This is a genomic window from Streptomyces sp. HNM0575 (assembly GCF_012726265.1).
GTDB lineage: Bacteria > Actinomycetota > Actinomycetes > Streptomycetales > Streptomycetaceae > Streptomyces.
In genome coordinates this window covers 124,770-145,440 of record NZ_JAASAG010000003.1, presented here as the reverse complement: position 1 = coordinate 145,440, position 20,671 = coordinate 124,770, and the positions used below count along the sequence as shown (strand labels likewise).

At 70.0% G+C, this 20,671-nt stretch carries 17 protein-coding genes and 2 pseudogenes; 6 read left to right on the top strand and 13 right to left on the bottom strand.

Annotated elements, in window-relative coordinates; all coding sequences use genetic code 11:
* The first annotated feature begins 98 nt into the window (after positions 1 to 98).
* The gene (locus HCC61_RS08665; RefSeq protein WP_169134721.1) at positions 99 to 725 is read left to right on the top strand and encodes a TetR/AcrR family transcriptional regulator; all 627 of its coding nucleotides are present in this window, start codon (positions 99 to 101) and stop codon (positions 723 to 725) included.
* A 96-nt stretch (positions 726 to 821) separates the two neighbouring features.
* Here the strand turns inward: HCC61_RS08665 and HCC61_RS08660 are convergent, their stop codons facing one another.
* From HCC61_RS08660 to uraD, 10 genes are all read right to left on the bottom strand, one after another.
* On the bottom strand, positions 822 to 1,568 hold the full coding sequence (locus tag HCC61_RS08660) for a phosphotransferase (RefSeq protein ID WP_169134720.1): 747 nt from the start codon (positions 1,566 to 1,568) through the stop codon (positions 822 to 824).
* A 209-nt stretch (positions 1,569 to 1,777) separates the two neighbouring features.
* The gene (locus tag HCC61_RS08655) at positions 1,778 to 2,674 is read right to left on the bottom strand and encodes a MerR family transcriptional regulator (RefSeq protein ID WP_169134719.1); all 897 of its coding nucleotides are present in this window, start codon (positions 2,672 to 2,674) and stop codon (positions 1,778 to 1,780) included.
* 69 nt (positions 2,675 to 2,743) lie between these two features.
* A complete protein-coding gene (locus HCC61_RS08650) occupies positions 2,744 to 3,325 on the bottom strand; it encodes a putative glycolipid-binding domain-containing protein (RefSeq protein ID WP_169134718.1) in 582 nt (193 codons plus the stop codon).
* 83 nt (positions 3,326 to 3,408) lie between these two features.
* Positions 3,409 to 4,458 (bottom strand): hypothetical protein, encoded by a 1,050-nt coding sequence (locus HCC61_RS08645; RefSeq protein WP_169134717.1) that lies wholly within the window; start codon positions 4,456 to 4,458, stop codon positions 3,409 to 3,411.
* A gap of 379 nt (positions 4,459 to 4,837) precedes the next feature.
* Positions 4,838 to 5,371: a metallophosphoesterase gene (locus HCC61_RS08640; protein WP_169134716.1), complete on the bottom strand. Its 534-nt coding sequence runs from the start codon at positions 5,369 to 5,371 to the stop codon at positions 4,838 to 4,840.
* A 229-nt stretch (positions 5,372 to 5,600) separates the two neighbouring features.
* Positions 5,601 to 7,049, bottom strand: a complete 1,449-nt coding sequence (locus HCC61_RS08635; protein WP_346777137.1) for a nucleobase:cation symporter-2 family protein — start codon at positions 7,047 to 7,049, stop codon at positions 5,601 to 5,603.
* Between the two features lie 535 nt (positions 7,050 to 7,584).
* Complete coding sequence (locus tag HCC61_RS08630; RefSeq protein ID WP_169134715.1) at positions 7,585 to 9,051, bottom strand: 8-oxoguanine deaminase; 1,467 nt, start codon at positions 9,049 to 9,051, stop codon at positions 7,585 to 7,587.
* 48 nt (positions 9,052 to 9,099) lie between these two features.
* Positions 9,100 to 10,020: a factor-independent urate hydroxylase gene (pucL, locus tag HCC61_RS08625; protein ID WP_169134714.1), complete on the bottom strand. Its 921-nt coding sequence runs from the start codon at positions 10,018 to 10,020 to the stop codon at positions 9,100 to 9,102.
* 7 nt (positions 10,021 to 10,027) lie between these two features.
* Positions 10,028 to 10,519 (bottom strand): hydroxyisourate hydrolase, encoded by a 492-nt coding sequence (locus HCC61_RS08620; protein WP_169134713.1) that lies wholly within the window; start codon positions 10,517 to 10,519, stop codon positions 10,028 to 10,030.
* The gene (uraD, locus tag HCC61_RS08615; RefSeq protein WP_346777095.1) at positions 10,516 to 11,076 is read right to left on the bottom strand and encodes a 2-oxo-4-hydroxy-4-carboxy-5-ureidoimidazoline decarboxylase; all 561 of its coding nucleotides are present in this window, start codon (positions 11,074 to 11,076) and stop codon (positions 10,516 to 10,518) included. Before uraD ends, HCC61_RS08620 begins: the two co-directional genes overlap by 4 nt.
* 628 nt (positions 11,077 to 11,704) lie before the next feature.
* Between uraD and HCC61_RS08610 the strand changes: the two genes are divergently transcribed.
* On the top strand, positions 11,705 to 13,387 hold the full coding sequence (locus HCC61_RS08610) for an IPT/TIG domain-containing protein (protein ID WP_169134712.1): 1,683 nt from the start codon (positions 11,705 to 11,707) through the stop codon (positions 13,385 to 13,387).
* Positions 13,388 to 13,576: 189 nt separating this feature from the next.
* Here HCC61_RS08610 and HCC61_RS08605 read toward each other — a convergent pair whose 3' ends face one another.
* Entirely contained in the window at positions 13,577 to 14,371 is a 795-nt protein-coding gene (locus tag HCC61_RS08605) for a hypothetical protein (RefSeq protein ID WP_346777094.1), read from the bottom strand.
* Between the two features lie 637 nt (positions 14,372 to 15,008).
* Between HCC61_RS08605 and HCC61_RS08600 the strand changes: the two genes are divergently transcribed.
* Entirely contained in the window at positions 15,009 to 15,839 is an 831-nt protein-coding gene (locus tag HCC61_RS08600; protein WP_169134711.1) for an aminoglycoside phosphotransferase family protein, read from the top strand.
* Between the two features lie 110 nt (positions 15,840 to 15,949).
* Here the strand turns inward: HCC61_RS08600 and HCC61_RS08595 are convergent, their stop codons facing one another.
* Both HCC61_RS08595 and HCC61_RS08590 read right to left on the bottom strand, forming a co-directional pair.
* The gene (locus HCC61_RS08595) at positions 15,950 to 16,288 is read right to left on the bottom strand and encodes a helix-turn-helix domain-containing protein (RefSeq protein ID WP_169135187.1); all 339 of its coding nucleotides are present in this window, start codon (positions 16,286 to 16,288) and stop codon (positions 15,950 to 15,952) included.
* A gap of 230 nt (positions 16,289 to 16,518) precedes the next feature.
* Positions 16,519 to 16,758: pseudogene (locus tag HCC61_RS08590) on the bottom strand (hypothetical protein); the annotation flags it as partial.
* Between the two features lie 251 nt (positions 16,759 to 17,009).
* Between HCC61_RS08590 and HCC61_RS08585 the strand changes: the two are divergent.
* The 3 genes and pseudogenes from HCC61_RS08585 to gcl all read left to right on the top strand — a co-directional run bounded on the left by HCC61_RS08585 (position 17,010) and on the right by gcl (position 20,622).
* Complete coding sequence (locus HCC61_RS08585; RefSeq protein ID WP_169135186.1) at positions 17,010 to 17,849, top strand: TIM barrel protein; 840 nt, start codon at positions 17,010 to 17,012, stop codon at positions 17,847 to 17,849.
* Positions 17,850 to 17,988: 139 nt separating this feature from the next.
* A pseudogene (locus HCC61_RS08580) lies at positions 17,989 to 18,900 on the top strand (2-hydroxy-3-oxopropionate reductase); the annotation flags it as partial.
* A 3-nt stretch (positions 18,901 to 18,903) separates the two neighbouring features.
* The gene (gcl, locus tag HCC61_RS08575) at positions 18,904 to 20,622 is read left to right on the top strand and encodes a glyoxylate carboligase (RefSeq protein ID WP_206322281.1); all 1,719 of its coding nucleotides are present in this window, start codon (positions 18,904 to 18,906) and stop codon (positions 20,620 to 20,622) included.
* The last annotated feature ends 49 nt before the right edge of the window (positions 20,623 to 20,671 follow it).

The window sequence follows — 20,671 nt, the reverse complement described above, 5'->3', positions numbered from 1 at the left end:
TCGAATCCCGTGGAACGGGCCGACGGGACAAGCGGGAACAACGTGCCTCCAATTATTGGTACGGTCGTGCAAGAAATGCAAGCGGACAGGATGGGGACATGGCAGGCAGGCCCGTGAACCAGCAGCGACGCGACGAACTCCTCGACGCCGTCGTGAGCTACGCCGTCGAGCACGGTTTCGCCGGGATGACCTGGCGCCCGCTCGCGACGGCGCTGGGCGTCACGCCGACGACGCTCGTACACCGTTTCCGCAGCAAGGAGGGGATGATCGAGGCCGTCCAGCAGCGGCTGCGCGAACGGATCCTCGCCGAGACCGCGCCCTCCGGCGAGGACGGCACGGATCTGGCGAGCTATGCGCGGCGCGTGTGGGCGCGCGTCTCGGATCCCGTCCGCGAAGGAGAGTTCCGCTTGTTCTTCGCCGTCTACGGGCAGGCCCTCCAGGCGCCCGGCTTGTTCGAGGACTTCCTCGGCCATGTCGTGGCCGACCCGCTCAAGGCGTTCAGCGGGTCGGCGAACGGCGACGGCCGTACGGGCACTGATGCCGGTGGTGGCGGTGGCGATGCTGGTGCGCAGCGTACGGCGACGCTGCTGATCGCAACGATCCGCGGGCTCCTCCTCGACCTCCTCACCACCGGTGACCGCGACAGGGTCGGAGCCGCCGCGGAGGCCTTCTTCAAGACCCTCCCGCCCAACGCGCCCGCAACCGGCTCCTCTTCCGGCTCCTGACGAGAGGAGGGGCAGCCCCTGCACGAGCTGCGGCTGGCCGAACGGCGGCTGGCCGAACTGCGGGCCGCAGGCCTTCGGGGCTTCTCCCGCGCGGCCTCACATCCGGGATCTCAGCACGTCGACCTCACAGCCCGGCGCGAACGGGTCGAAGCCGTGCTCGATCAGCCAGCGAACCACCAGCAGACTTCGCAACGACCACCACGCTTGGATCACGTCGAGGTCGATGCCGGTGCCGTAGCCGGCGACGACGTCGTCGAGGTTCTCCTCGTGTCCGAGCGTGAAGGTGGCGATGTCGTACAGGGCGTCACCCTGGCCCGCCTCGGACCAGTCGATGATGCCCGTGACCTCGTCGCCGTCGACGAAGACGTGAGCGATCTGGAGGTCGCCGTGCGTGAACGCCGGAGTCCACGGCCGGAGCGCGGCCTCGGCGATCCGGCGGTTGCGGGTGACCAGGTCAGCGGGCAGGACGCCGTTCCTCACGAGCGATTCGCACTCGTCGTCGAGTTCCGCCGCCAGCGCGACGACGCTCCGGCCCGCCTGGCCTTGCCGGGCCGGCAGCGGAGCGTCGTGCAGCTTCCGGATGGCGGCGCCCGCCGCGGCCCACGCCGCCCGCGACCCCGTCGACGGCCCGCCGAGACGCCCGAGCGTCGTCCCGGGGAGTGCGGCGATCGCGAGCACGGGCGGCTTGCGCCACAGGACCTCCGGGGTCGGGACCGGCGCGAGGGACATCGCCTCGACCTCGACGTCGATGCGCGCCTGATCGGCGTCCACCTTCAGGAAGACGTCGCCGACGCGCAGGGTCGCGCGCTCGGAATGAGCGACGACGACTTGGACCTCATCCATGGGCGGCCAGTATCCCGGGGATGATCGCCGACGTCGCCGGGTTTATCGCGTGCGACTGCGCGGCTGACCGCCTTCCGACCATCCGGGCCGCCTCGTGCGCACACCGGCCTCTGGCCAGGACAAGTCCACCACTCTTGTCAGGAGCCCTTGGCGGCGCGCGCTCTTCGCCGACTCGCCCTGGCGCCATGCACCTTCCCCGGTACGCCTCGTCAGGCGCCCTGCGACTCCGCCCGGAGGGCCCGCCGCAGCCATTCGTGGTCCTCGGTGTGCGACCGCGGTTCCCGGCCCCGCACGGTGAGGAACAGCTCCCTGAAGCGTTCCGCTCCCGCGTCCAGGCCCGCCTCCAGGGCTTCGAGGACTTCGGCGCGGTCGGCGTCGCGGAACAGCTCCGTCAACACCCCTGCCGCGTCCGGCCCTTCGGGGTCCACGCCCCGCTCGCGGGCCTCGGCGACCACTGCCACGACATGCCTGGTGAACCAGATGTGGCCGCCGTGCGAGCGCGGCGGGCTCAACTCCAGCATCCTGCGCATCCCCGAGCGGAACTCCTCGTCCTGGATGAGTTCCGCGAGCCGCAGCCACGCGTCCACCTGCCGGGCGGTGGGATCGTCCGGCAGCTCCAGGGGAGAACGCTCCAGCCGCTCCGCCAACTGGGGCGCCATGTCGAGTCCTTGGGACACCTCCTTCATGAAGTCCTCGATGATCTCTCTGCGTTCGTCGACTGAGAGCCGTGCGAGCTTGTTCATCAGTGCTGTCTCCTCGGCGGTCGAACCGCGTTTCGCGACGGTGGAGAGTACGGCCCGGCTGAGCCTCAGAGCACGTATCCGGGCATCGATGGCGGCGACGTGCGCAGCGGCGACCTCGGCGACCGTGGTCTCGCTCCGCACGACCCGGCTGACCTCCTCCAGGCCGAGCCCCAACTCGCGCAAGGTGCGTACGAGTTCGAGCCGCGCGACGGCGTCGGCGCCGTACAGCCGATAGCCGCCGGCGGAGCGCCCGGCGGGCGTGAGCACGCCGACGTCCGACCAGTAGCGGACCGTGCGCACGGCGACACCGGTGCGGTCCGCGAGCTGCCCGACGGTGAGGGATTCCGGGTGTTCGTCACTCATACGGGGAGTCTGAACCTTCCAGCGACTGGAGACTCAAGCCCTTTCGTGACACCCGTGGGCGCCGCGCCGCTACGTGACGCGAATCGCGATGCCCGGGTACTCGCGCACGAGGCCCGCGCCGTCGTAGGTGAGGCGGCAGCCGAAGTCGAGGGCGGGGGCGGCGTATTCGTAGCGATGCCGGCCGGACTTGGCGCTGACGAGTTCGTAGGTCTGGTCGAGGCGTTCGACGGCGAGGTCCGCGGCCCGTACGTAGGCCGCCGGCGCCTGGGCACCGTCGCCTTCCGCGAGGCGGAGGCGGCGCACGGGGAACGCGTTGGTCATCGCGGAGGATTCGAGGTCGATGTCGCGGCATCCGTCGAGGTCGGGTGCGACCCTGCCGTCGATCTGCCAGTGACCGGCGCCGTCGGCGACGATCGACCTCTCGCGGTGACCGTCCGCGGAGCGGCCGGAGATGTGCGCGGTGCGCGTGGCCCAGGCGGCGTCGAGTTCGAGTTCGTAGTCGACGATCCAGGTGCGGCCGTCCTCAACGGCCGTCGTGCAGCCGTGGATACGCAGACCGTCGCCGGCGGGCTGGAAGTAGACGGCCTCGAAGCCCGCGCGGGTCTTCACGTGCTGCCACGCAGCGGTCTTCGGCGGGTCACGGAAGTCCATGCGGGCGCCCTCCTCCTGGATCGCGGGGCACCATCCTGGCCCGCGCCCATGGGCGCACCGAGGCGGCTCGCCGGAGGTGCGGGTCAGACGGAGTTGCGGTCGAGCCCGGCCCGCTTGGCCTTCTCCCGGCGCTCCTCCCCCGCCTCGTCACGCCATGGCTTGAATTCGTCCCAGTCCAGCGGCTGCATACACATCAGTTCGCCCGTGCCGGGCACGAGGAGCACCCCGCCGAAGACTTCGTCGCCCGCGAACCAGGCGCCCTCCGCTATGCGGTCCGGCCACCGGGGATGGCCCATGGGTTCGCGGGCGTGCATCTCCGGGGACTCCAGGCCGTCGCAGCCCATGACGAGGAACCGCCGTCCGTTGCGCCACAGGTCCAACCCGTAGACGGGGCTGCGGAATTCGAAGCCGTAGACGTTCAGCACGCGGGCGCACTGGCGCACCCAGCGCAGCTGGTCGAACCAGTAGATCGTCGCCAGTACGACACCGAACAGGCCCACGCCGATCAGCGGTATGAGATAGGTGGCCCACGTGCTCCTCGTGACCAGCGGCAGCGCCATGATCGCGAGGAAGCAGAACACGAGCACGAGGTAGCGCTTCAGCAGGGCCGCGTACAGGAAGTGCACGGCGCCGCGGCTGTCGCTGCCGTCGGTGACGTACGGGGCGGGGGCGCCGGGGGACGGCCTGCGCAGCACGTAGCGCACTGCGATGAGTTCCAGCAGGACGCAGCCGATCAGGCCCGGTATCGCGAGGAGCACGAGGTCCTCGCTGGCGACGAAGAGCGTGAGCCCGTAGGAGCCGGCGGCGGCCAGCGCCCACAGCACCTCTGGTCTCAGCGGCGCGGCGCGCTCCGGCATCTCCACGGGGGCGGGCGCGGGTGCGGAGGCGGGTGCGGGCACGGGGCCGAGCGCGGGTGCGGAGGCGGGTGCGAGCAGCGCGGCAGTCTCGGGCGACGCGGCCTCTTCCGGGGGCGGTCCGGCATCGGCGGTCCTGCGCGTACCGCGCTGCGGTGCGGCCTCCTCGGGGGGCGGACCGGCTTCGGGCCTCGGCGACGTGGCTCCGCGGGGCGCACCGGCCTCGGCGGGCGCGGTGGCCGCGTCTCCCTCGTCACGTTCGAGTGAGGTCTCTGGCATGAGATCTTCCTGTTGATGGTCCGCAGTCACCGAAACACCGTTCCTCACTGCCCTCAGCCGAGGAGCCGGTGTGCCGGCCCCATGTTTCCCCGGGGTGTCAGCCAACGCGGGGGTCGGTCGGTGAAACGTCACCGTACTCGCCCGCGGCCCGCCGCACGTTGCGGATGAGTCATCGGCAATAGAGAGCATCCGGAGGGGCCGGGGATTCCCGGCACAACCGGCGGATCAGTTGAATCCGGCTCTGTCCGGCGGGAAATGGAGCAACTGCCCATCGCCCCGGGATCCCGATTTCCCGGACGACGGCTGCCGCTGCCGGAGGCCGGGCGTGAGCGGGCCGTCGACGGGCAGCGCGTCGCCCTCGGCACGTGCGCCGGAATGCTCAGGTGCGCCGGGGCAGGCGGTGGAGCTGGACCTGGGAGAGGCCTTCCGGCGTCAACTCGGCTGTCATGTATGTGCAGTACGGTTCGCGGCGGCGGTCCGTCGGGGAGCCGGGGTTGAGGAGGCGGAGGCTGCCTTCCCCGGCCGCCGAAGGGAGGTCTCCCCGGTCGGCGGTGCTGTCCCACGGGATGTGGCTGTGGCCGAAGACGAGCACGTCGGCGTCGGGGAAGCGCTCGGCGCAGCGCCGCTCGCGGCCGCGTGCCTCGCCCGTCTCGTGCACGACGGCGAAGCGCAGGCCCGCGAGTTCGACGTCGGCGACCTCGGGCAGACGGGCGCGCAGGGCGGGTCCGTCGTTGTTGCCGTACACGCCGACGAGCCGTCGGGCGCGCGCCTCGAACAGGTCGAGGGTGTCGGTGTCGACCCAGTCTCCGGCGTGGAAGACGACGTCGGCGCGGGCCAGTTCGTCCAGCAGCGGGCCGGGAAGCCGCTTCGCGCGCTTGGGCAGATGGGTGTCCGTGGTCAGCAGAAGTCGCACGCCGGGGACCATAGCGGACGGCGGCCGCCCGGTCCCGGCGTGGAGACAGGGGCGGGCCGGACCGCCGCCGGGCGGGTCACCGCCGGGTGGACCGCTGCCGGGTGGGCCGCTGCCGGGTGGACCGCTGCCGGGTGGGCCGCTGCCGCCGCCGTAGGACCGCCGTGCGAGCGACATACCGCGCCCGCACGGCGGCCTCACGAGCGCCGACGGCGGCCGTACGGCGGCGAGTTCACTCCTGGGCGGCGGCAGACCGCCCGGCTTCCGGGGCCCCGGAGCCGACGGCTTCGGCAGGTCCGGGCCCCGCTTCCGCGGCACGGGCGGACGGGACCGCAGACGCGGGATCCGGGTCCGGCGCCGGGTCCGGCGAGGACGTCGACGGCGCGGCACCTCGCCGCGAACCCAGGTGGTGGAAGAGGAGGTTGAGCACGACGGCCGTGACGCAGCCAGTGGAGATACCCGAGTCCAGGATGATGCGGGCGCTGCCCGGGAACACGTCGTAGAAGTCCGGGGCGGCCACGGGCAGGACGCCGACGGCCAGGGACACGGCGACGATCACGATGTTGCCGTCGTCGCCCAAGTCGGCGCGGGCGAGGGTGCGGATGCCGCTCGCCGCGACCGATCCGAAGAGGACCACGCCCGCACCGCCGAGGACCGGCTGCGGCACGGTCGCGATCAGGGCCGCGGCGGCGGGGCAGAGCCCCATCAGGATGAGGATGCCGCCGCCCGCGGCCACCACGTAGCGGCTGCGGATCCTCGTCATGGCGACGAGGCCGATGTTCTGGGCGAAGGCGGTGGCCAGGAAGCCGTTGAAGAAGGGGCTGATGAAGGAGCCGAGGGTGTCGGCGCGCAGCCCGGCGGCGATGGTCCTCTCGTCGGCGGGACGGTCCACGATCTCGCCGAGCGCCAGCATGTCGGCCGTGGACTCCGTCATCGATACGAGCATGACGACGCACATCGAGACGACGGCGGTGACGGCGAACTGCGGTGCGCCGAAGTGGAACGGCGTGGGGAATCCGACCACGCCGGCGTCGCGCAGCGCGCCGAAGTCCGTGATGCCGACGGGGATCGCGATGAGCGTGCCCACGACGAGCCCCAGCAGCACCGCGATCTGTTTGACGAAGCCGCGGGTGAAGCGGGTCAGCGCCAGCACGACGACGAGGGTGACCCCGGCCATGGCGATGTTCTTCGTGTCGCCGTAGTCCGGTGCGTGCTCGTCGCCGCCCTGCGCCCAGTTGAAGGCGACGGGCATGAGGGAGACGCCGATGAGCGTGATGACGCTGCCGGTGACGACGGGCGGGAAGAAGCGCACCAGCTTGCCGAAGTACGGGGCGAGTACGAAGCCGAGGGCCGCGGCCACCATGCACGCGCCGAAGATGACGGGCAGGGCGTCCTTCGGGCCCGCCGAGTCGTTGATCGCGAGCATCGGTGCGACGGAGGCGAAGGTGACGCCGTTGACGAACGGCAGCCGTGCGCCTATCCGCCAGATTCCGAGGGTCTGGAGGAGAGTTGCGATCCCGGCGAGGAAGAGGCTCGCGCCGGTGAGGAACGTCAGCTCGGAGACGGACAGCCCCACCGCCGTGCCGATTATCAGAGGCGGCGCGACCACGCCCGCGTACATGGCCGCTACGTGCTGGAGGCCGGTGGTCAGGAGTTTCAGCGGGGGCAGGGACCGGTCCACCGGGTGCCTGCCACCGGGGTCGGGGGCCTTCTCGTTCGCGGTGCCGGCGGTCTCAGGGGCCGGGTTCCGCTGCGGCCGGCCGTCCTCGTGCTGCGGCTGGTGCGGCTGCTGGTCCTCGTGCTGCGGCTGCTTCAACTGGTCGTCGTGCGGCTGCTGGTCGTCGTGCTGCGGCTGGTCGTCGTGTGCGGGCGTCTCGGTCACGGCGGTCCTCCTGTCGGTGTTCACAGGTCGCGCTGTAGGTGTTCGCAGATAGCGTCGGCCGCGTGACTCGCCGTCGGGTCACGTCCGTTCGCGTCCTCCATGCCGGGTCACGGTCTCGTTCGACGGGGGTGCTGCGCTGCCTCCCCCGGCTGCCGCCGGGCGGTGCCCCGGCCGGTGATGCCGGACCGTCCCGGAGCGTGAGGGGTTGGGCCACGCCCCGGGAACGGCTTGGTGTCGCCCGGTGATGCCGGGCCCGGCCGGGAGCCGTCCCTCCCGGCCGGAGTATGGGTGTTGTGCCGTCGCCTCGTGCCCGTACCCGCCGCCGACGGGCCGCTCAGCCCTCGTGCGCGGCGATACGGGCGAGACGCCCGGCTTCCTTCCGTGCCTCGCGTGCGATCGAGTCCTCGTCGGCGGTGACGAGCCTGCCGTCCTCGACGACCGTACGGCCGTCGATCAACGACAGTGCGACCGGCGCCGGTGCGCCCAGCACGAGCGCCGCGACCGGATCGGCGATCGAGGAGTGCCCGATGCCGTCGAGGCGCCACAGCACCAGGTCGGCGAGCTTGCCCGGCTCCAGCGAGCCGGTCTCCCGCTCCCTGCCGAGGACTTGGGCGCCGCCGTAGGTGCCGAGACGCAGCGAGTCGCGTGCCGTGAGGGCCCTCTCCTTGTGGGGGCCAAGCCGGGCGACGAGCAGGGCGTTGCGCAACTCCGTGTGCAGTTCGCCCGATTCGTTGGACGCGGTGCCGTCGACGCCCAGGCCCACGGGGATTCCGGCGGCCAGCATGTCCGGCACCCGCGCGATGCCCGCGGCGAGGCGGGCGTTGGAGGACGGGCAGTGGGCCACGCCTGTGCGCGTGCGGGCGAAGGCGTCGATGTCGGAGTCGTTCATGTGCACGCAGTGCGCCATCCACACGTCGTCGCCGAGCCAGCCCACCGAGTCCAGATAGTCGGTGGGGCCCATGCCGAACCGCTCGTGGCAGAACTTCTCCTCCTCCACCGTCTCCGAGCCGTGCGTGTGCAGCCGTACGCCCTTGCGCCGGGCCAACTCGCCCGCTCGCCGCAGCAGTTCGGTGGTGACCGAGAAGGGCGAGCAGGGTGCGACGCCGATGCGCAGCATCGAGCCGAAGGACGGGTCGTGGTGGGCGTCGACGGCCTCCTCGGTGGCGGCGAGCGCGTCGTCGGTGCTCTCCACGGCGAAATCCGGGGGCAGTCCGCCGTCGGACTCGCCCAAGTCCATCGATCCGCGGGTGGGGTTGAAGCGGACGCCGAGTTCGCGGGCGGCGCCGATCTCGGCGCCGAGCAGGTCTCCGGAGCCGCGCGGGAAGACGTAGTGGTGGTCCATGGCGGTGGTCACGCCGCCGCGCACCATCATGCCGAGCGACGCGCGCGCGGCGGCGCCCACCATGTCCTCGTCGATGCGTGCCCAGACGGGGTAGAGGGCGACGAGCCAGTCGAAGAGGTTGGCGTTCTGGGCGAGTCCGCGCGTGAGCCACTGGTAGAAGTGGTGGTGGGTGTTGACGAGGCCCGGGGTCACGAGGTGTCCGCGGCCGTCGACGCGCCGTACGACGTTCTCGAGTCCGTCCGGCGCGCGGCCTTCGCCGACGTACTCGATCACATTGCCCGCGACGACGACGTGGCCGTCGGCGTGTTCGGTGCCGCGCACGTCGACGGTCGCGACGGCGCAGTTCTCGATGACGGTGCGCTCGACCGGGCGCTCGGCTGCGCGTTGGGCTGGGCGCCCGGCTGCGCGTCGGGCTGGGCGCTCGGTCCGGTCCTCGGTCCGCTCTGCCGGATCAGTCATGGTCTCTGGTGTCCTCGTCGAGGGTCGCGTCCGTACGGGGCGGGGTGATCACAGGTTCGTCATGTCCGTCGGTATCAGCGCTTCCGCGCCCTCGCGCAGCACGGTGGCCTCGATCAGGCCGTAGGGGCGGTCCGCGGCGATGTAGACGGCGCCGTCGGCGGCCTCGTTCTTGATGCCGAACGCTTCCAAGTCCGCCTTGAAATGGTGCTTGTTGGGCATGGAGAAGCGGATCTCCTCCAACCCGGGCTGGTTCTCGAGGACTTGTGAGCCCATCCGGTAGAGCGTCTGCTGGAGGGAGAGGGAGTAGGTCTCGGCGAAGGCCCGCAGCATCTGCTGCTTGACGGCTTCGTACGAGGCGTTCCAGCCGCCCGTGCCGGTGGAGCCGGCGAGCGCGGAGCGGTGCCGCCACACCGCGGTGACCTCGGTGGCCAGGATGCGGTCGTAGTCCTCTTTGAGCGTCGTGTAGCCGTCCTTGAGGTAGCCCCAGAACTCGGAGTCGGTGGAGTTGAGGACCGTGAGTCCCTTGAGTCCGCTGAGGACCTGGACGCCGGCTCCGTCGTAGGTGATCTGTGCCGTGCGGATCTCCTGCCCGCGGCGGACGAAGGAATGCGGGGCGTCTCCCCCGGCGAGCGCGATGCGCTCCCACGCGTACTCCTCGACGCGGATCCGCGCGGTGCTGATCGGCTCTGTCGCGTCCACGAAGTGGCGGGCCAGTGCGATGCCGAACTGCTCGGCGGATTCGACGCCTTGCTCCTTGGCGAAGGCGAAGACGGTGTTCTTGGTGGTGTCGGTGGGGAGGACGTTCGCGTTGGAGCCGGAGTAGTGGACCTCGTCGAGGTCGCCGCTGAGTGCGACGGAGACGTTGAGGTCCTTGATGTGGTGGGTCGCGCCGTCCCGGGTGATCTTGACGACGCGGTTCTCCGCCTTGCCGTACTGGTTCTGGCCGAGAATCGTGGTCGGCACCGTCATGTCGCTGTCAGCTCCCTCGGTATACGGAGTAGCCGAACGGGTTGAGCAGCAGCGGCACGTGATAGTGCCCGCCCGCGGCGACCGCGAAGACCACGGTCACCTCCGGGAAGAAGCCGCCCTGCGGTCCCGCTTCGTGCCTGTCGTTCGCCCCGTGCGCGTCCGTCCCGTTCGTGTCCGTGCCGTTCCTGTCCGTCCGGTGCGTGCTTTTGCGGTCCGCGTCCATGCCGCCGCCCGCCGTCAGATACGGCTCGACCTCGAAGGTGAGCCTGGCGTGCGCCGTGCCCTCCGGCAGCGCCGGCAGGTCCTTGCAGCGTCCGTCCGCGTCCGTCACCGACGCGGAGTGCACGTTCCATTGCGCGTCGCGGCCGGTGCGTACGGACAGCTCGACGCCGACGCCCGCGGCGGGACGGCCCACGCTGGTGTCGAGGATGTGCGTGGACACCGACGCCGTGGGGGACGCGGTGGTGGCGGCTGCCGCGCCGGCCGATTCGCTGCTCATGCTCGTTCTGACTCTCCCCCTGGGCCTGCCGGCCCGGTCGGCGCGCCCGTCTCCGCCAGTGCCGTCAGGCGGATCCGGTTGATCTTCGTGAGTTCGGTACGTACGGTCTCGCGTTCCTCGTCCGGCGAGTTGGCGATCCGCTCGCGTGCCGCGTCGCGCATCTGCTCCCCGCTCAGGCCGGTCGCGCAGATCAGGAAGACGTGGCCGAACCGTTCCTGATAGGCCAGATTGAGCTCCAGCATCTCCTCCTTGAGACGGTCCGAGGCCGTGGCCATGCCGCGCTGCTCTCGTGCCGACGAGGGGTCGCCGGGCCGTGGCCATCCGATGGGCGGATGCCCGGCCATGGCCTCGGCGAGATCCTCGGCGGTCAGCTCCGCCATGGCGGCGTCGCTGGCGGCGAGCAGCCGCGACGTGCCCTCGTACGGACGACGGGCGAGCAGCGCGCCGGCCCAGGTGCGGGATGCGCAGACGTCGAGGAGAGCCGCGCGGACATCGGGCTCCGGGGCGGAGTCGAGCCAGGTCGTAGCCGATGCGGCGGGGGGCGGGGAAGGCGTCACATCTGCCTCCGGAGACTGTTCGGGCTGGGGAACAGCTAAGCCCCGGAGACATCCAACGTCAACACTTTGTTGAAATCTGCCCGGGGTGGACCACACATGGAGCACGGGAGGCGGGGGCGGGGCGGCGCCTGCTCGACGCAGGAAGGCTCCGGAGCATCCGGAAGCCCCGCCCGCCCCCGGAAGCATCCGGAAGCCCGGGCCGACGGCGGCGGGCAGACGCAGACCTGAAAACACCGCAACCACAAGCCCGTTGACATCCCGCACGGCCCGTCAATGAGCAACTCACTTGACTGGCACGGGAATTGAGACGAAACCAGTCGAGTGCGCGCACCTCGACCGGCGGGCCGTGACGGAGATGACGGGAGGGCGTACGCCGGTGCGTATTCATAGCAGTTGATGCTTCATGGGATTGTCGTTCTCACTGCGTATGCATCTTCTGCTCGAATTCACTCCTTGCCCAGTGGTTCTGCTGTTCGCTTCCATTGCGGCAAAAGGCAGGGGATTCACGCCCGTCACGGGTCGGGGCGCCGTTCCCTGGTTCTTTCTTCCGCCGCGCATGGGGAGTTGACGAAGCTGCACCCTGCCGCGGGAACCCCTGCCTGGAATCCCGCCTTGAGGAGGCAGAGTCATGGCAGCACCCACGATCAGCGTCATCCAGCCCGCAACGGCTTCCGCCGGCAGCGTCGTCACAATCCTCGGTTCCGGTTTCATAGGTGCGACCGCCGTCAAATTCGGCAACACCGACGCCGTGTTCACGGTGACCAGCAATTCCCAGATCAGAGCCACCGTGCCCGCGGGAAGCGGTTCGGTGCTGGTCACGGTGGTGACCCCCGAGGGCACCAGCAACGGCAGGGCATTCTGCTACACCGGAACGCCGGGCGCGGCGGTCCAGAGCATCACCCCGGCCTCCGGACCGGCCGCGGGCGGTACTTCGGTAACGCTCGTCGGCATCCGGTTCACGGGCGCGACCGCCGTCAAGTTCGGCAACACCGACGCCGTCAGCTTCACCGTGGTACAGGACCGCCTGATCCAGGCCGTGGCCCCGCCGGGAACGGGCACCGTACTGGTCACCGTGGTGACCCCCAGCGGCACGGGTTGCGGCATCGCCTACACCTACGTGGCGGCGCCGACGATCATCTCGGTGGACCCTCCGTCGGGTCCTGAGGCCGGCGGCCAGGAGGTGACGATCACCGGCACCGGCTTCACTTCCCCGGCGACGGTGACCTTCGACGGGGTCCCGGCGACCAATGTGACGGTCGTCAACTCCACCACCATCACGGCGACCACACCGCCCGGTACCGCGGGCCCGGCCGATGTCACCGTCACGACCTCCAACGGCAGCGTCACCGCACCGGGCGCCTACACCTACGTGGTGGTGCCGCCGCCCGTGGCGACCGCGTATGTCACCAACTACACCGACGCCACGGTGTCCGTGATCGACACCAGCACCGACACCGTCACCGGGACCCCCGTCAACGGCGAGAACTTCACAGGACCGTCCGCCGTGGCGATCACCCCCGACGGGACCAAGGCCTACGTCACCAACTTCAACATCAACACCGTCTCGGTGATCGACACCGCCACCAACACCGTCATCGGGCCCCAGATCACGGTCGGAACCGGCCCCGGCGGAGTCGCAGTCACCCCGGACGGAACCAAGGCCTACGTCGCCAACAACGCCGGCGGCGAAAACACGGTCTCGGTGATCGACACCGCCACCGACACCGTCACCGCCACCATCAACGGCGAGAACTTCACAGGACCGTTCGCGGTGGCGATCACCCCGGACGGAACCAGGGCCTACGTCACCAACCGTTCCGCCGCTTCGGTGTCCGTGATCGACACCGCCACCGACACCGTCATCGGCACTCCCGTCCTGGTCGGGCCCGCCCCCTCCGGTGTGGCGATCACTCCGGACGGGACCACGGCCTACGTCACCAACCGCGACAACAGCACCGTCTCGGTCATCGACACCGCCACCAACACCGTCACCACCACCATCACCGACGCGAGCCTCAACGGCCCGTACGGGGTGGCGATCACCCCCGACGGAACCAAGGCCTACGTCACCAACCGCGACAACAACACCGTCTCGGTCATCGACACCGCCACCAACACCGTCACCACCACCATCACCGACGCGAGCCTCAGCGACCCGGCCGGTGTGGCGATCACTCCGGACGGAACCAAGGCCTACGTCACCGACTTCGGCAGTGACACGGTCTCGGTGATCGACACCGCCACCGACGCCGTCACCGGCACCATCACCGTCGGCAACAACCCGTTCGGGGTGGCGATCGCGAACATCTGACCCGCCCGTTCTCATAACGCACCACCCCCGGGAGGTGGGACAGGACGCCGGCAGGTCCCGGACGGGCATGACCCTCCGGGACCTGCCGGTATCAGCAGTGCATCGGGGCTCAGCCCCGTGGATTCGGGATGCCCCGCCCGCGTCCGGCGGACCCGGCCGCACCCCCGTGGACCGTCTCGCCGAGGAACCTCACAGGACGGGACGGGTCGTGACTCCGTTGGCCTCGAAGTCGTAGATGTTCTGGTTGATCCGCAGGCCGTCGACGGCGCCGATCCACATGTTGTCGCGGCCCTTGCCCACACCGGCGGTGTGGATGGTCGGGGTGGCGCCGGCGGCGTTGAAATTGGCCTTGAGCTCCGAGAAGGTGCATCGGGTGGCCGGGGGTGTCGGGGTCTGGGGGCAGCCGATCTGGGTCCCCTCGGCGCCCGTGAGATACCACGTGCCGGTCGTGGCGGCGTTCAGATACGGGCTCCAGGCGTCCTGGTTCGCCACCGGGACCGGGTCGGGCAGCCACACCATCGAGGAGTAGCCGTCGCTGCCCGGGGTGTCCGGATCGATCTCGAACTTGATGTTGGGCATGTTGCTCGGGCCGCCGTAGGTGGTGACGTTCTCAGTCGTCTGGAAGACGTAGAAGCCGACCTGGTTCAGTGCCAGCACCGGGTCGCCGCGGAAGTCGACCTCGTTGCCGAACGTGACCATCTCACTGGGCGGAGTCAGGCTGGTGGAATTGTTCGCCACCTCGATTCCCAGGCTGCCGGTGCCGAAGGGGGGTCTCGAGAAGGGGCCCGTCTTGTTGAACGAGCCGTACGGGCCGTTCCTCAACTCACCGACTGGCGAGCCGATCGTGTTGCGGGTGATCACACCCCAGTGCTCCGAGCTGGCAGTGGCGGCGGATGCCGATCCGGGGACGGCCGAGACGACGATCGCGGCCAGCGCGGTGACCCCGAAAGCCAGTCTTCGTGTCACGCTAAAGCGAGCTTTCACGCTTCGCTCCTTGTCGTGGACGAGTGAAGGGCAGGTTTTGCCCACGACCAGAGTTTCAACGTCCGCTGCCGGCAGGGTTCGCTTTTAGCTGCTTCACTCGCACGAGCGACATCTCAACTGCGAGTCTCGACTTTGCCGTTCAGCGCCGCCGCGTGCCGCCGCGTTTCAAGTGGACGTGATGGCACGAGGATTGCGGCGGGTTTCATGGCGCTCTCGAACTCGAGGCCCAATTGAATTGCCGCTGCGGTAATAAGAAGACATCTTCTTCTAGAATCTGCCGCTGCCCGTACCGCCGTGCCATGCTCGCCGACCGCGGCTACCGGGACACCGGCCGTCTCATCCCACACCTGGCCACGCTCAGGGGATGGCGCCTGCTGCGCAAACTGCGTGCAGCACCAACCGGATCACCGACGTCGTCAGCCGTCCTCGCCCTCCACCTCGCGTCAACGTGAGGTGGGAGAACAGCTGCTACCGCGCTTCCCCGCACCGACCGTCGGGCACGGGGAAAACCTGTCGTCAGGCAAGGCGGTGAGTCGTAGGGTGCCTCACCGTGCGGGGAGGATCACCAGGGAGTGCGTCGCGATCCTCGCTGTCGCTCCACTCCGGTTGGCCACGCGAGGGAGAGGGGCAAGCGACGATGAAGTCAGCAGACCTTCCGCGTGCGGTGGCCGCGGGTGTCTCCACAGCCAACGCGCTTGACCTGAAGGTCGATGACGCGATCGTCCTTCACGACTCGAACAAGCTCACTCTGCGTCTGCTGCCTTGTGACGTCCTGGCCCGGGTGGCACCTGTAGCGCATCAGATCGCACAGTTCGAAATCGAGTTGGCGCAACGGCTCGCCGAAACGGATAGCCCGGTGGCTGCTCTCGAGCCCCGAGTGGAGCCGCGCGTCTACGAGCGTGATGGCTTCGAGGTCACACTGTGGACATACTACGAACCCGTGACGCCTCAAGAGGTCTCACCAGCTGAATACGCCGATGCGCTCAAGCGGCTGCATGCCGGCATGCGCCAACTCGATTCCCCGACGCCGCACTTCACGGATCGAGTCGAGCAGGCTCAACAACTCGTAGCAAGCCGCGACCGCACTCCGGCACTCGCCGACGCGGACCGGGAGCTGCTCGGCAACACTTTGCGAAGCCTGAGACGAGTGATCGGCGAGTGCGGCGGTGCCGACCAGCTACTGCACGGCGAGCCGCACCCAGGCAACGTGCTCACCACGAAGAACGGCCCGCTGTTCGTAGACCTCGAGACCTGCTGCCGTGGACCTGTCGAATTCGACCTCGCCCATGCGCCCGAAGAAGTCAGCGAGCACTATCCGGGTATCGACCAAGGCCTACTGCGCCAGTGCCGGATCCTCGTGCTTGCGATGATCACAACGTGGCGCTGGGACCGAGGCGACCAACTCCCGAATGGGCACCAGCTGGGCACGGAGTGGCTCAGCCAGATCCGAGCAGCACTCGGTCGATAAGGAAGAAGCCACAGTGGGCTGTTCTCTCACCTCCCGTTGACTCGAGGCGAAGGGCGAGGACGGCTTTGACGACGTCGGTGGTCCGGTGGGCAACGTGAGGTTGGAACAGCTCACTCTTCGTCGCGGCGCCTCTTCGCGCGCTTCTCCTCTTGGGAGTTGATGTAGTTGTAGACCGTGAAGCGGCTGACGCCGAGCGCGCTCGCGACGGTCTCGACGCCGTGCCGCACGGAGAAGGCCCCGCGGGTCTCCAGCACGCGCACGACCGACTGCTTCGTCTTGCGGTCCAGTTCGGCGAGCGGCATGCCGTGGCGGCGCTCCAGCTCGGCGAGGATGTGGTCGAGGGACTCGGAGAGGTGGGGCAGCCGTACGGCCACGACGTCCCGGCCCTCCCAGGCGAGCACCACGTCGTCGCCCTGCGCCTCCTCCGGGGCGATCATCTCGCCGCCCATCGCGTCGACCAGGGGCTTCACGGCGTCGGCGAAGGCGTTGCCTTCGTGCGGGGCGCCGGCGCCGGTCCGGCCGCTGCCGCCGGTGCGGGTCATGTGCCGCTCCCTGCGGCGCCCGCTCCGGGCAGCGTGCCCGTGCCCGTGTCGGTGCCCGTGTCCGCGTCCCTGCCCGTGTCGGTGCCCGCGTCAGTGTCCGTGCCCGCGTCAGTGCCCGTGCCCGTGTCCGCGTCCGTGCCCGGCAGGACGTTGAGCTGGAGCGAGATCCGGGTCGCGCCCGCGCCCAGCGAGTCGCGGAGCAGGACCTGGACCGCGGCGAGCACCTCGTCCGCCGGTCCCTCCGCCGTGTTGCCGAACGGCCCCACGTCGACGGAGTCCAGCGGCGCGCTCTGCACGATCTCGCGGGCCACCAGCGCATGCTGCGGCGCCTCGTCCAGATCGAAGGGCTCGGTCGTGAACTCCACTCGCAATCGCACGCCGTCAACCTACGCGAACGGCCCCGGCAGCGGCCATCGGCAGGGCACCCGGGGGCAGACCTCTTGACAGGTTCCGGGAAGCGAGAGCACTCTTCCGTAAAGTAGAAATCTGCTTCCACGATACGAAACTGCCGCATACGAAGCGGCACCATGGAACGCGAGAGCCGATCCCGTGCGGACGGCCCGCACCGCGAAGGACACGGACCCGGAGGGAAGCGATCGCCGTGGCGCCCCTGACTGAGCTCGCCGGCATCGGCGGCACCGAACACCGCTATACCGTCAATCTGTCGATCCTCTTCACCGAGCTGCCGCTGCTGGAGCGTCCCGCCGCGGCAGCCGCCGCGGGCTTCACCGCGGTCGAGCTGTGGTGGCCGTGGGTGGACGCGCCCGTACCCGAGAAGTCCGAACTGGACGCGTTGCGCCGGGCGTTGAACGACGCGGGCACCCGGCTGACCGGCCTCAACTTCTACGCCGGGCAGCTGCCGGGCCCGGACCGCGGGGCGCTGTCCGTGCCGGGCGAGGAGTCCGAGAAGTTCCGCCGGAACATCGACGTCGCCGTGGACTTCGCGGAGTCGGCCGGCTGCACCGCGCTCAACGCCCTCTACGGCAACCGCGTCACGGGCGCCACACCCGCCGAGCAGGACCAACTCGCCCTGGAGAACCTGGTGTCGGCGGCCCGCGCGGCCGACGGCATCGGAGCCGTGCTGCTCGTCGAGGCCCTCAACGCCGTCGAGTCGCCGCACTGCCCGATCGTCAGCGCGCCGAAGGCCGTCGACGTCGTCGACAGGGTCAACTCCGTGACGGGACTGGGCAATACGAGGTTCCTCATGGACCTCTACCACCTGGCCATGAACGGCGAGGACCTGCACCGCGTCATCGACACCTACACGGACCGCACCGCCCATGTGCAGATCGCGGACAGCCCCGGCCGCGGCGCACCCGGCACGGGCGAACTCGACTTCCCCGACCTGCTGGAACGACTCTCCAAGGCCGGGTACGAGGGCCGTATCGGCCTGGAGTACAAGCCCGGGGACCTGCCGAGCGCCGAGAGCTTCGGCTGGCTGCCCCGCCCGCTGCGCGGCGCCGCCTGAGCGCGCACGGCGCCCCGCCGCCCGGTCCGGGCGCCCCGGACGTGCGTGTCGCGTCCATCCGACCAGGTCCGTACGCCCCCTCCCATACGACCGTGCCGTACAACTCCGCCCATACGACCGCCACTTCGAAAGGCATGACGCCCCCATGAGCTACACCCCGGAACAGACCAAGGTCGCCTTCATCGGCCTCGGCATCATGGGCGCGCCCATGGCGCGCAACCTGCTGCGGGCCGGTTACGACGTGACCGCCTTCAATCCCACGACCTCGAAGGTCGAGGCGTTCGTCGCGGACGGCGGCAAGGGAGCCGCGTCCGTCGCGGAGGCCGTACGCGAGGCCGACGTCGTCATCACCATGGTCCCCGCGTCGCCGGAGGTCGAGCAGGTCGTCCTGCACGAGGGCGGAGTGCTCGACCACGTGCGCCCCGGCGCGCTGCTGATCGACATGTCGTCCATCACCCCGCAGACCTCCGTGGATGTCGCGACGGCCGCCGCCGGCAAGGGAGTTCAGGTGCTCGACGCGCCCGTCTCCGGCGGCGAGGCGGGAGCCGTGGAGGGCGCGCTGTCCATCATGGTCGGCGGCGAGCAGGAGACCTTCGACGCGGCGAAGCCCGTGCTGGAGGCGCTCGGCAAGACCATCGTGCTGTGCGGCCCGCACGGCTCGGGGCAGACGGTGAAGGCCGCCAACCAGCTCGTCGTCGCCGTCAACATCGAGGCGCTCGCCGAGGCCGTGGTCTTCCTGGAGAAGTCCGGCGTGGACCTCGCGGCGGCGCTGGACGTGCTGGGGGGCGGGCTCGCGGGCTCCGCCGTGCTGGCCCGCAAGAAGGGGGCCGTTCTCTCCGGCGACTTCCGCCCCGGCTTCAAGGTCGATCTGCACCACAAGGACATGGGCATCGTCACGGACGCGGCCCGCGACGTCGGCGCGGCCGTGCCCGCGGGCGCGCTGCTCGCGCAGCTCGTGGCGGCGCTGCGGCAGCAGGGCGACGGCGGGCTCGACCACTCCGCGCTGGTACGGGGCGTGCGGCGGCTGTCCGGCGAGAAGACGGAGGACTGACCCATGGCCCCGAAGCGGATGCCCGCGATGAACGCGGCCGTCTCCATCATGGTCGACGAGGGCGTGGACATCGCCTTCGGCTGCCCCGGCGCCGCGATCCTCCCGCTGTACAAGGCGATGGAAATCGACGGCCGCATCGAGCACTTGACGGTGCGGCACGAGGAGGGCGCGGCCCACATGGCCGACGGCTGGGCCCGTACGAACGGCAAGGTGGGCGTCGCCATCGCCACCTCCGGGCCCGGCGCGACCAACCTCGTCACCGGTCTCTACACCGCGCAGGCCGACTCGATCCCGATGGTCTGCCTGACGGGGCAGGCGGTCTCGCCGAAGCTCCATCAGGAGGCGTTCCAGGCCGTCGACATCGTGGAGATCGCCAAGCCGGTCACCAAGTGGGCCGTGCAGATCAAGGAGCCCGCGCAGATCCCCTGGGTCTTCCGCGAGGCGTTCCGCGTCGCCCGTACGGGCCGGCCGGGGCCCGTGCTCGTCGATCTGCCGCTCGACCTGGCAAAGCGGGAGATCGCCTACGACTCGGAGATCGACACGCGGCTGCCCGTACCGGCGGTGGAGCCCCATCTGCCGCGCGTGGAGCGGTCGTTGGACATGCTGCTGGCCGCCGAGCGGCCGCTGGTGCTCGCGGGCGGAGGTGTGATCCTCGCCGACGCGGGCCGCGAACTGCGCGAGCTGGTCGAGGAGTTGCGGGTGCCCTTCCAGGTGACGCTGATGGGCAAGGGCGTCATCGAGGACGACCACGAACTCAACCTCGGCACGACCGGCATCCAGACGTCGCAGCGGTACGCCAACGCCTCCTTCCTGGAAGCCGACTTCGTGCTCGCGGTGGGCGCGCGCTTCGGCGACCGGCACACCGGCGCGGACATCGGCGTCTACCGCGGCGAACGCACCTTCGTGCACGTCGACATCGAACCCGGGCAGATCGGCAAGGTCTTCGAACCCGACCTCGGCATCGTCTCCGACGCCGGGCTCTTCCTCACGGCGCTGCTGGCCGCCGCGCGCAAGCGCAAGGCACGGGCGGACGTGGAGAGTTGGGTGGAGCGCTGCAAGGAGCTGAAGCGGACGCTGGTGCGCCGCGAGGACTTCGACGCCGTGCCGGTCAAGGCGCCCCGCGCCTACAAGGAGATCAACGAGGCCTTCGACGAGGACACGTACTTCGTCACCGCCATCGGGCTGTACCAGATCTGGGGCGGGCAGCATCAGAAGGCGTACCTGCCGCGGCACTACCAGGTCTGCGGGCAGGCGGGGCCGCTGGGCTGGGAGGTCCCGGCCGCGATCGGCGTGAAGAAGGCGCTGGAGGGCATGGGCAGGCCGGAGGCCGAAGTCGTGGGCATCGTCGGCGACTACGGCTTCCAGTACCTGGTGGAGGAGCTGGCCGTCGCCGCCCAGTACGACGTGCCGTATGTGCTGATCATGCTCAACAACGAGTATCTGGGCCTGATCCGGCAGGCCGAGGCCGGCTACGGCATGAACTACCAAGTCGACATCCACTATGACGAGTTCGGCACGGACAACGTCAAGGTCATGGAGGCCTACGGCTGTTCGGGACGGCGCGTGTGGGAGCCGGACGAGATCGCGGGAGCGATCCAGTGGGCGCGCAAGGAGGCGGTGGCGACATCGCGTCCCGTACTCGTGGAGATCATGATCGAGCGGGAGGCGAACACGCCGCACGGCGCGGACATCGACGCGGTACGGGAGTTCGAAGAGGGGTGACGCCCTGGCGGGCGGCCGGAGTTCCTGCCGGAGGGCCGCGTGGCACCTG

Bases quoted from the DNA above. Each gene is read 5' to 3' on its own strand.
- HCC61_RS08600 (WP_169134711.1), top strand. From the start codon at position 15,009: ATGAAGTCAGCAGACCTTCCGCGTGCGGTGGCCGCGGGTGTCTCCACA.
- pucL (WP_169134714.1), bottom strand. From the start codon at position 10,020: ATGACGGTGCCGACCACGATTCTCGGCCAGAACCAGTACGGCAAGGCG.
- HCC61_RS08665 (WP_169134721.1), top strand. From the start codon at position 99: ATGGCAGGCAGGCCCGTGAACCAGCAGCGACGCGACGAACTCCTCGAC.
- HCC61_RS08660 (WP_169134720.1), bottom strand. From the start codon at position 1,568: ATGGATGAGGTCCAAGTCGTCGTCGCTCATTCCGAGCGCGCGACCCTG.
- HCC61_RS08650 (WP_169134718.1), bottom strand. From the start codon at position 3,325: ATGGACTTCCGTGACCCGCCGAAGACCGCTGCGTGGCAGCACGTGAAG.
- HCC61_RS08645 (WP_169134717.1), bottom strand. From the start codon at position 4,458: ATGCCAGAGACCTCACTCGAACGTGACGAGGGAGACGCGGCCACCGCG.
- HCC61_RS08595 (WP_169135187.1), bottom strand. From the start codon at position 16,288: ATGGGCGGCGAGATGATCGCCCCGGAGGAGGCGCAGGGCGACGACGTG.
- HCC61_RS08610 (WP_169134712.1), top strand. From the start codon at position 11,705: ATGGCAGCACCCACGATCAGCGTCATCCAGCCCGCAACGGCTTCCGCC.
- HCC61_RS08655 (WP_169134719.1), bottom strand. From the start codon at position 2,674: ATGAGTGACGAACACCCGGAATCCCTCACCGTCGGGCAGCTCGCGGAC.
- HCC61_RS08630 (WP_169134715.1), bottom strand. From the start codon at position 9,051: ATGACTGATCCGGCAGAGCGGACCGAGGACCGGACCGAGCGCCCAGCC.
- gcl (WP_206322281.1), top strand. From the start codon at position 18,904: ATGGCCCCGAAGCGGATGCCCGCGATGAACGCGGCCGTCTCCATCATG.
- HCC61_RS08620 (WP_169134713.1), bottom strand. From the start codon at position 10,519: ATGAGCAGCGAATCGGCCGGCGCGGCAGCCGCCACCACCGCGTCCCCC.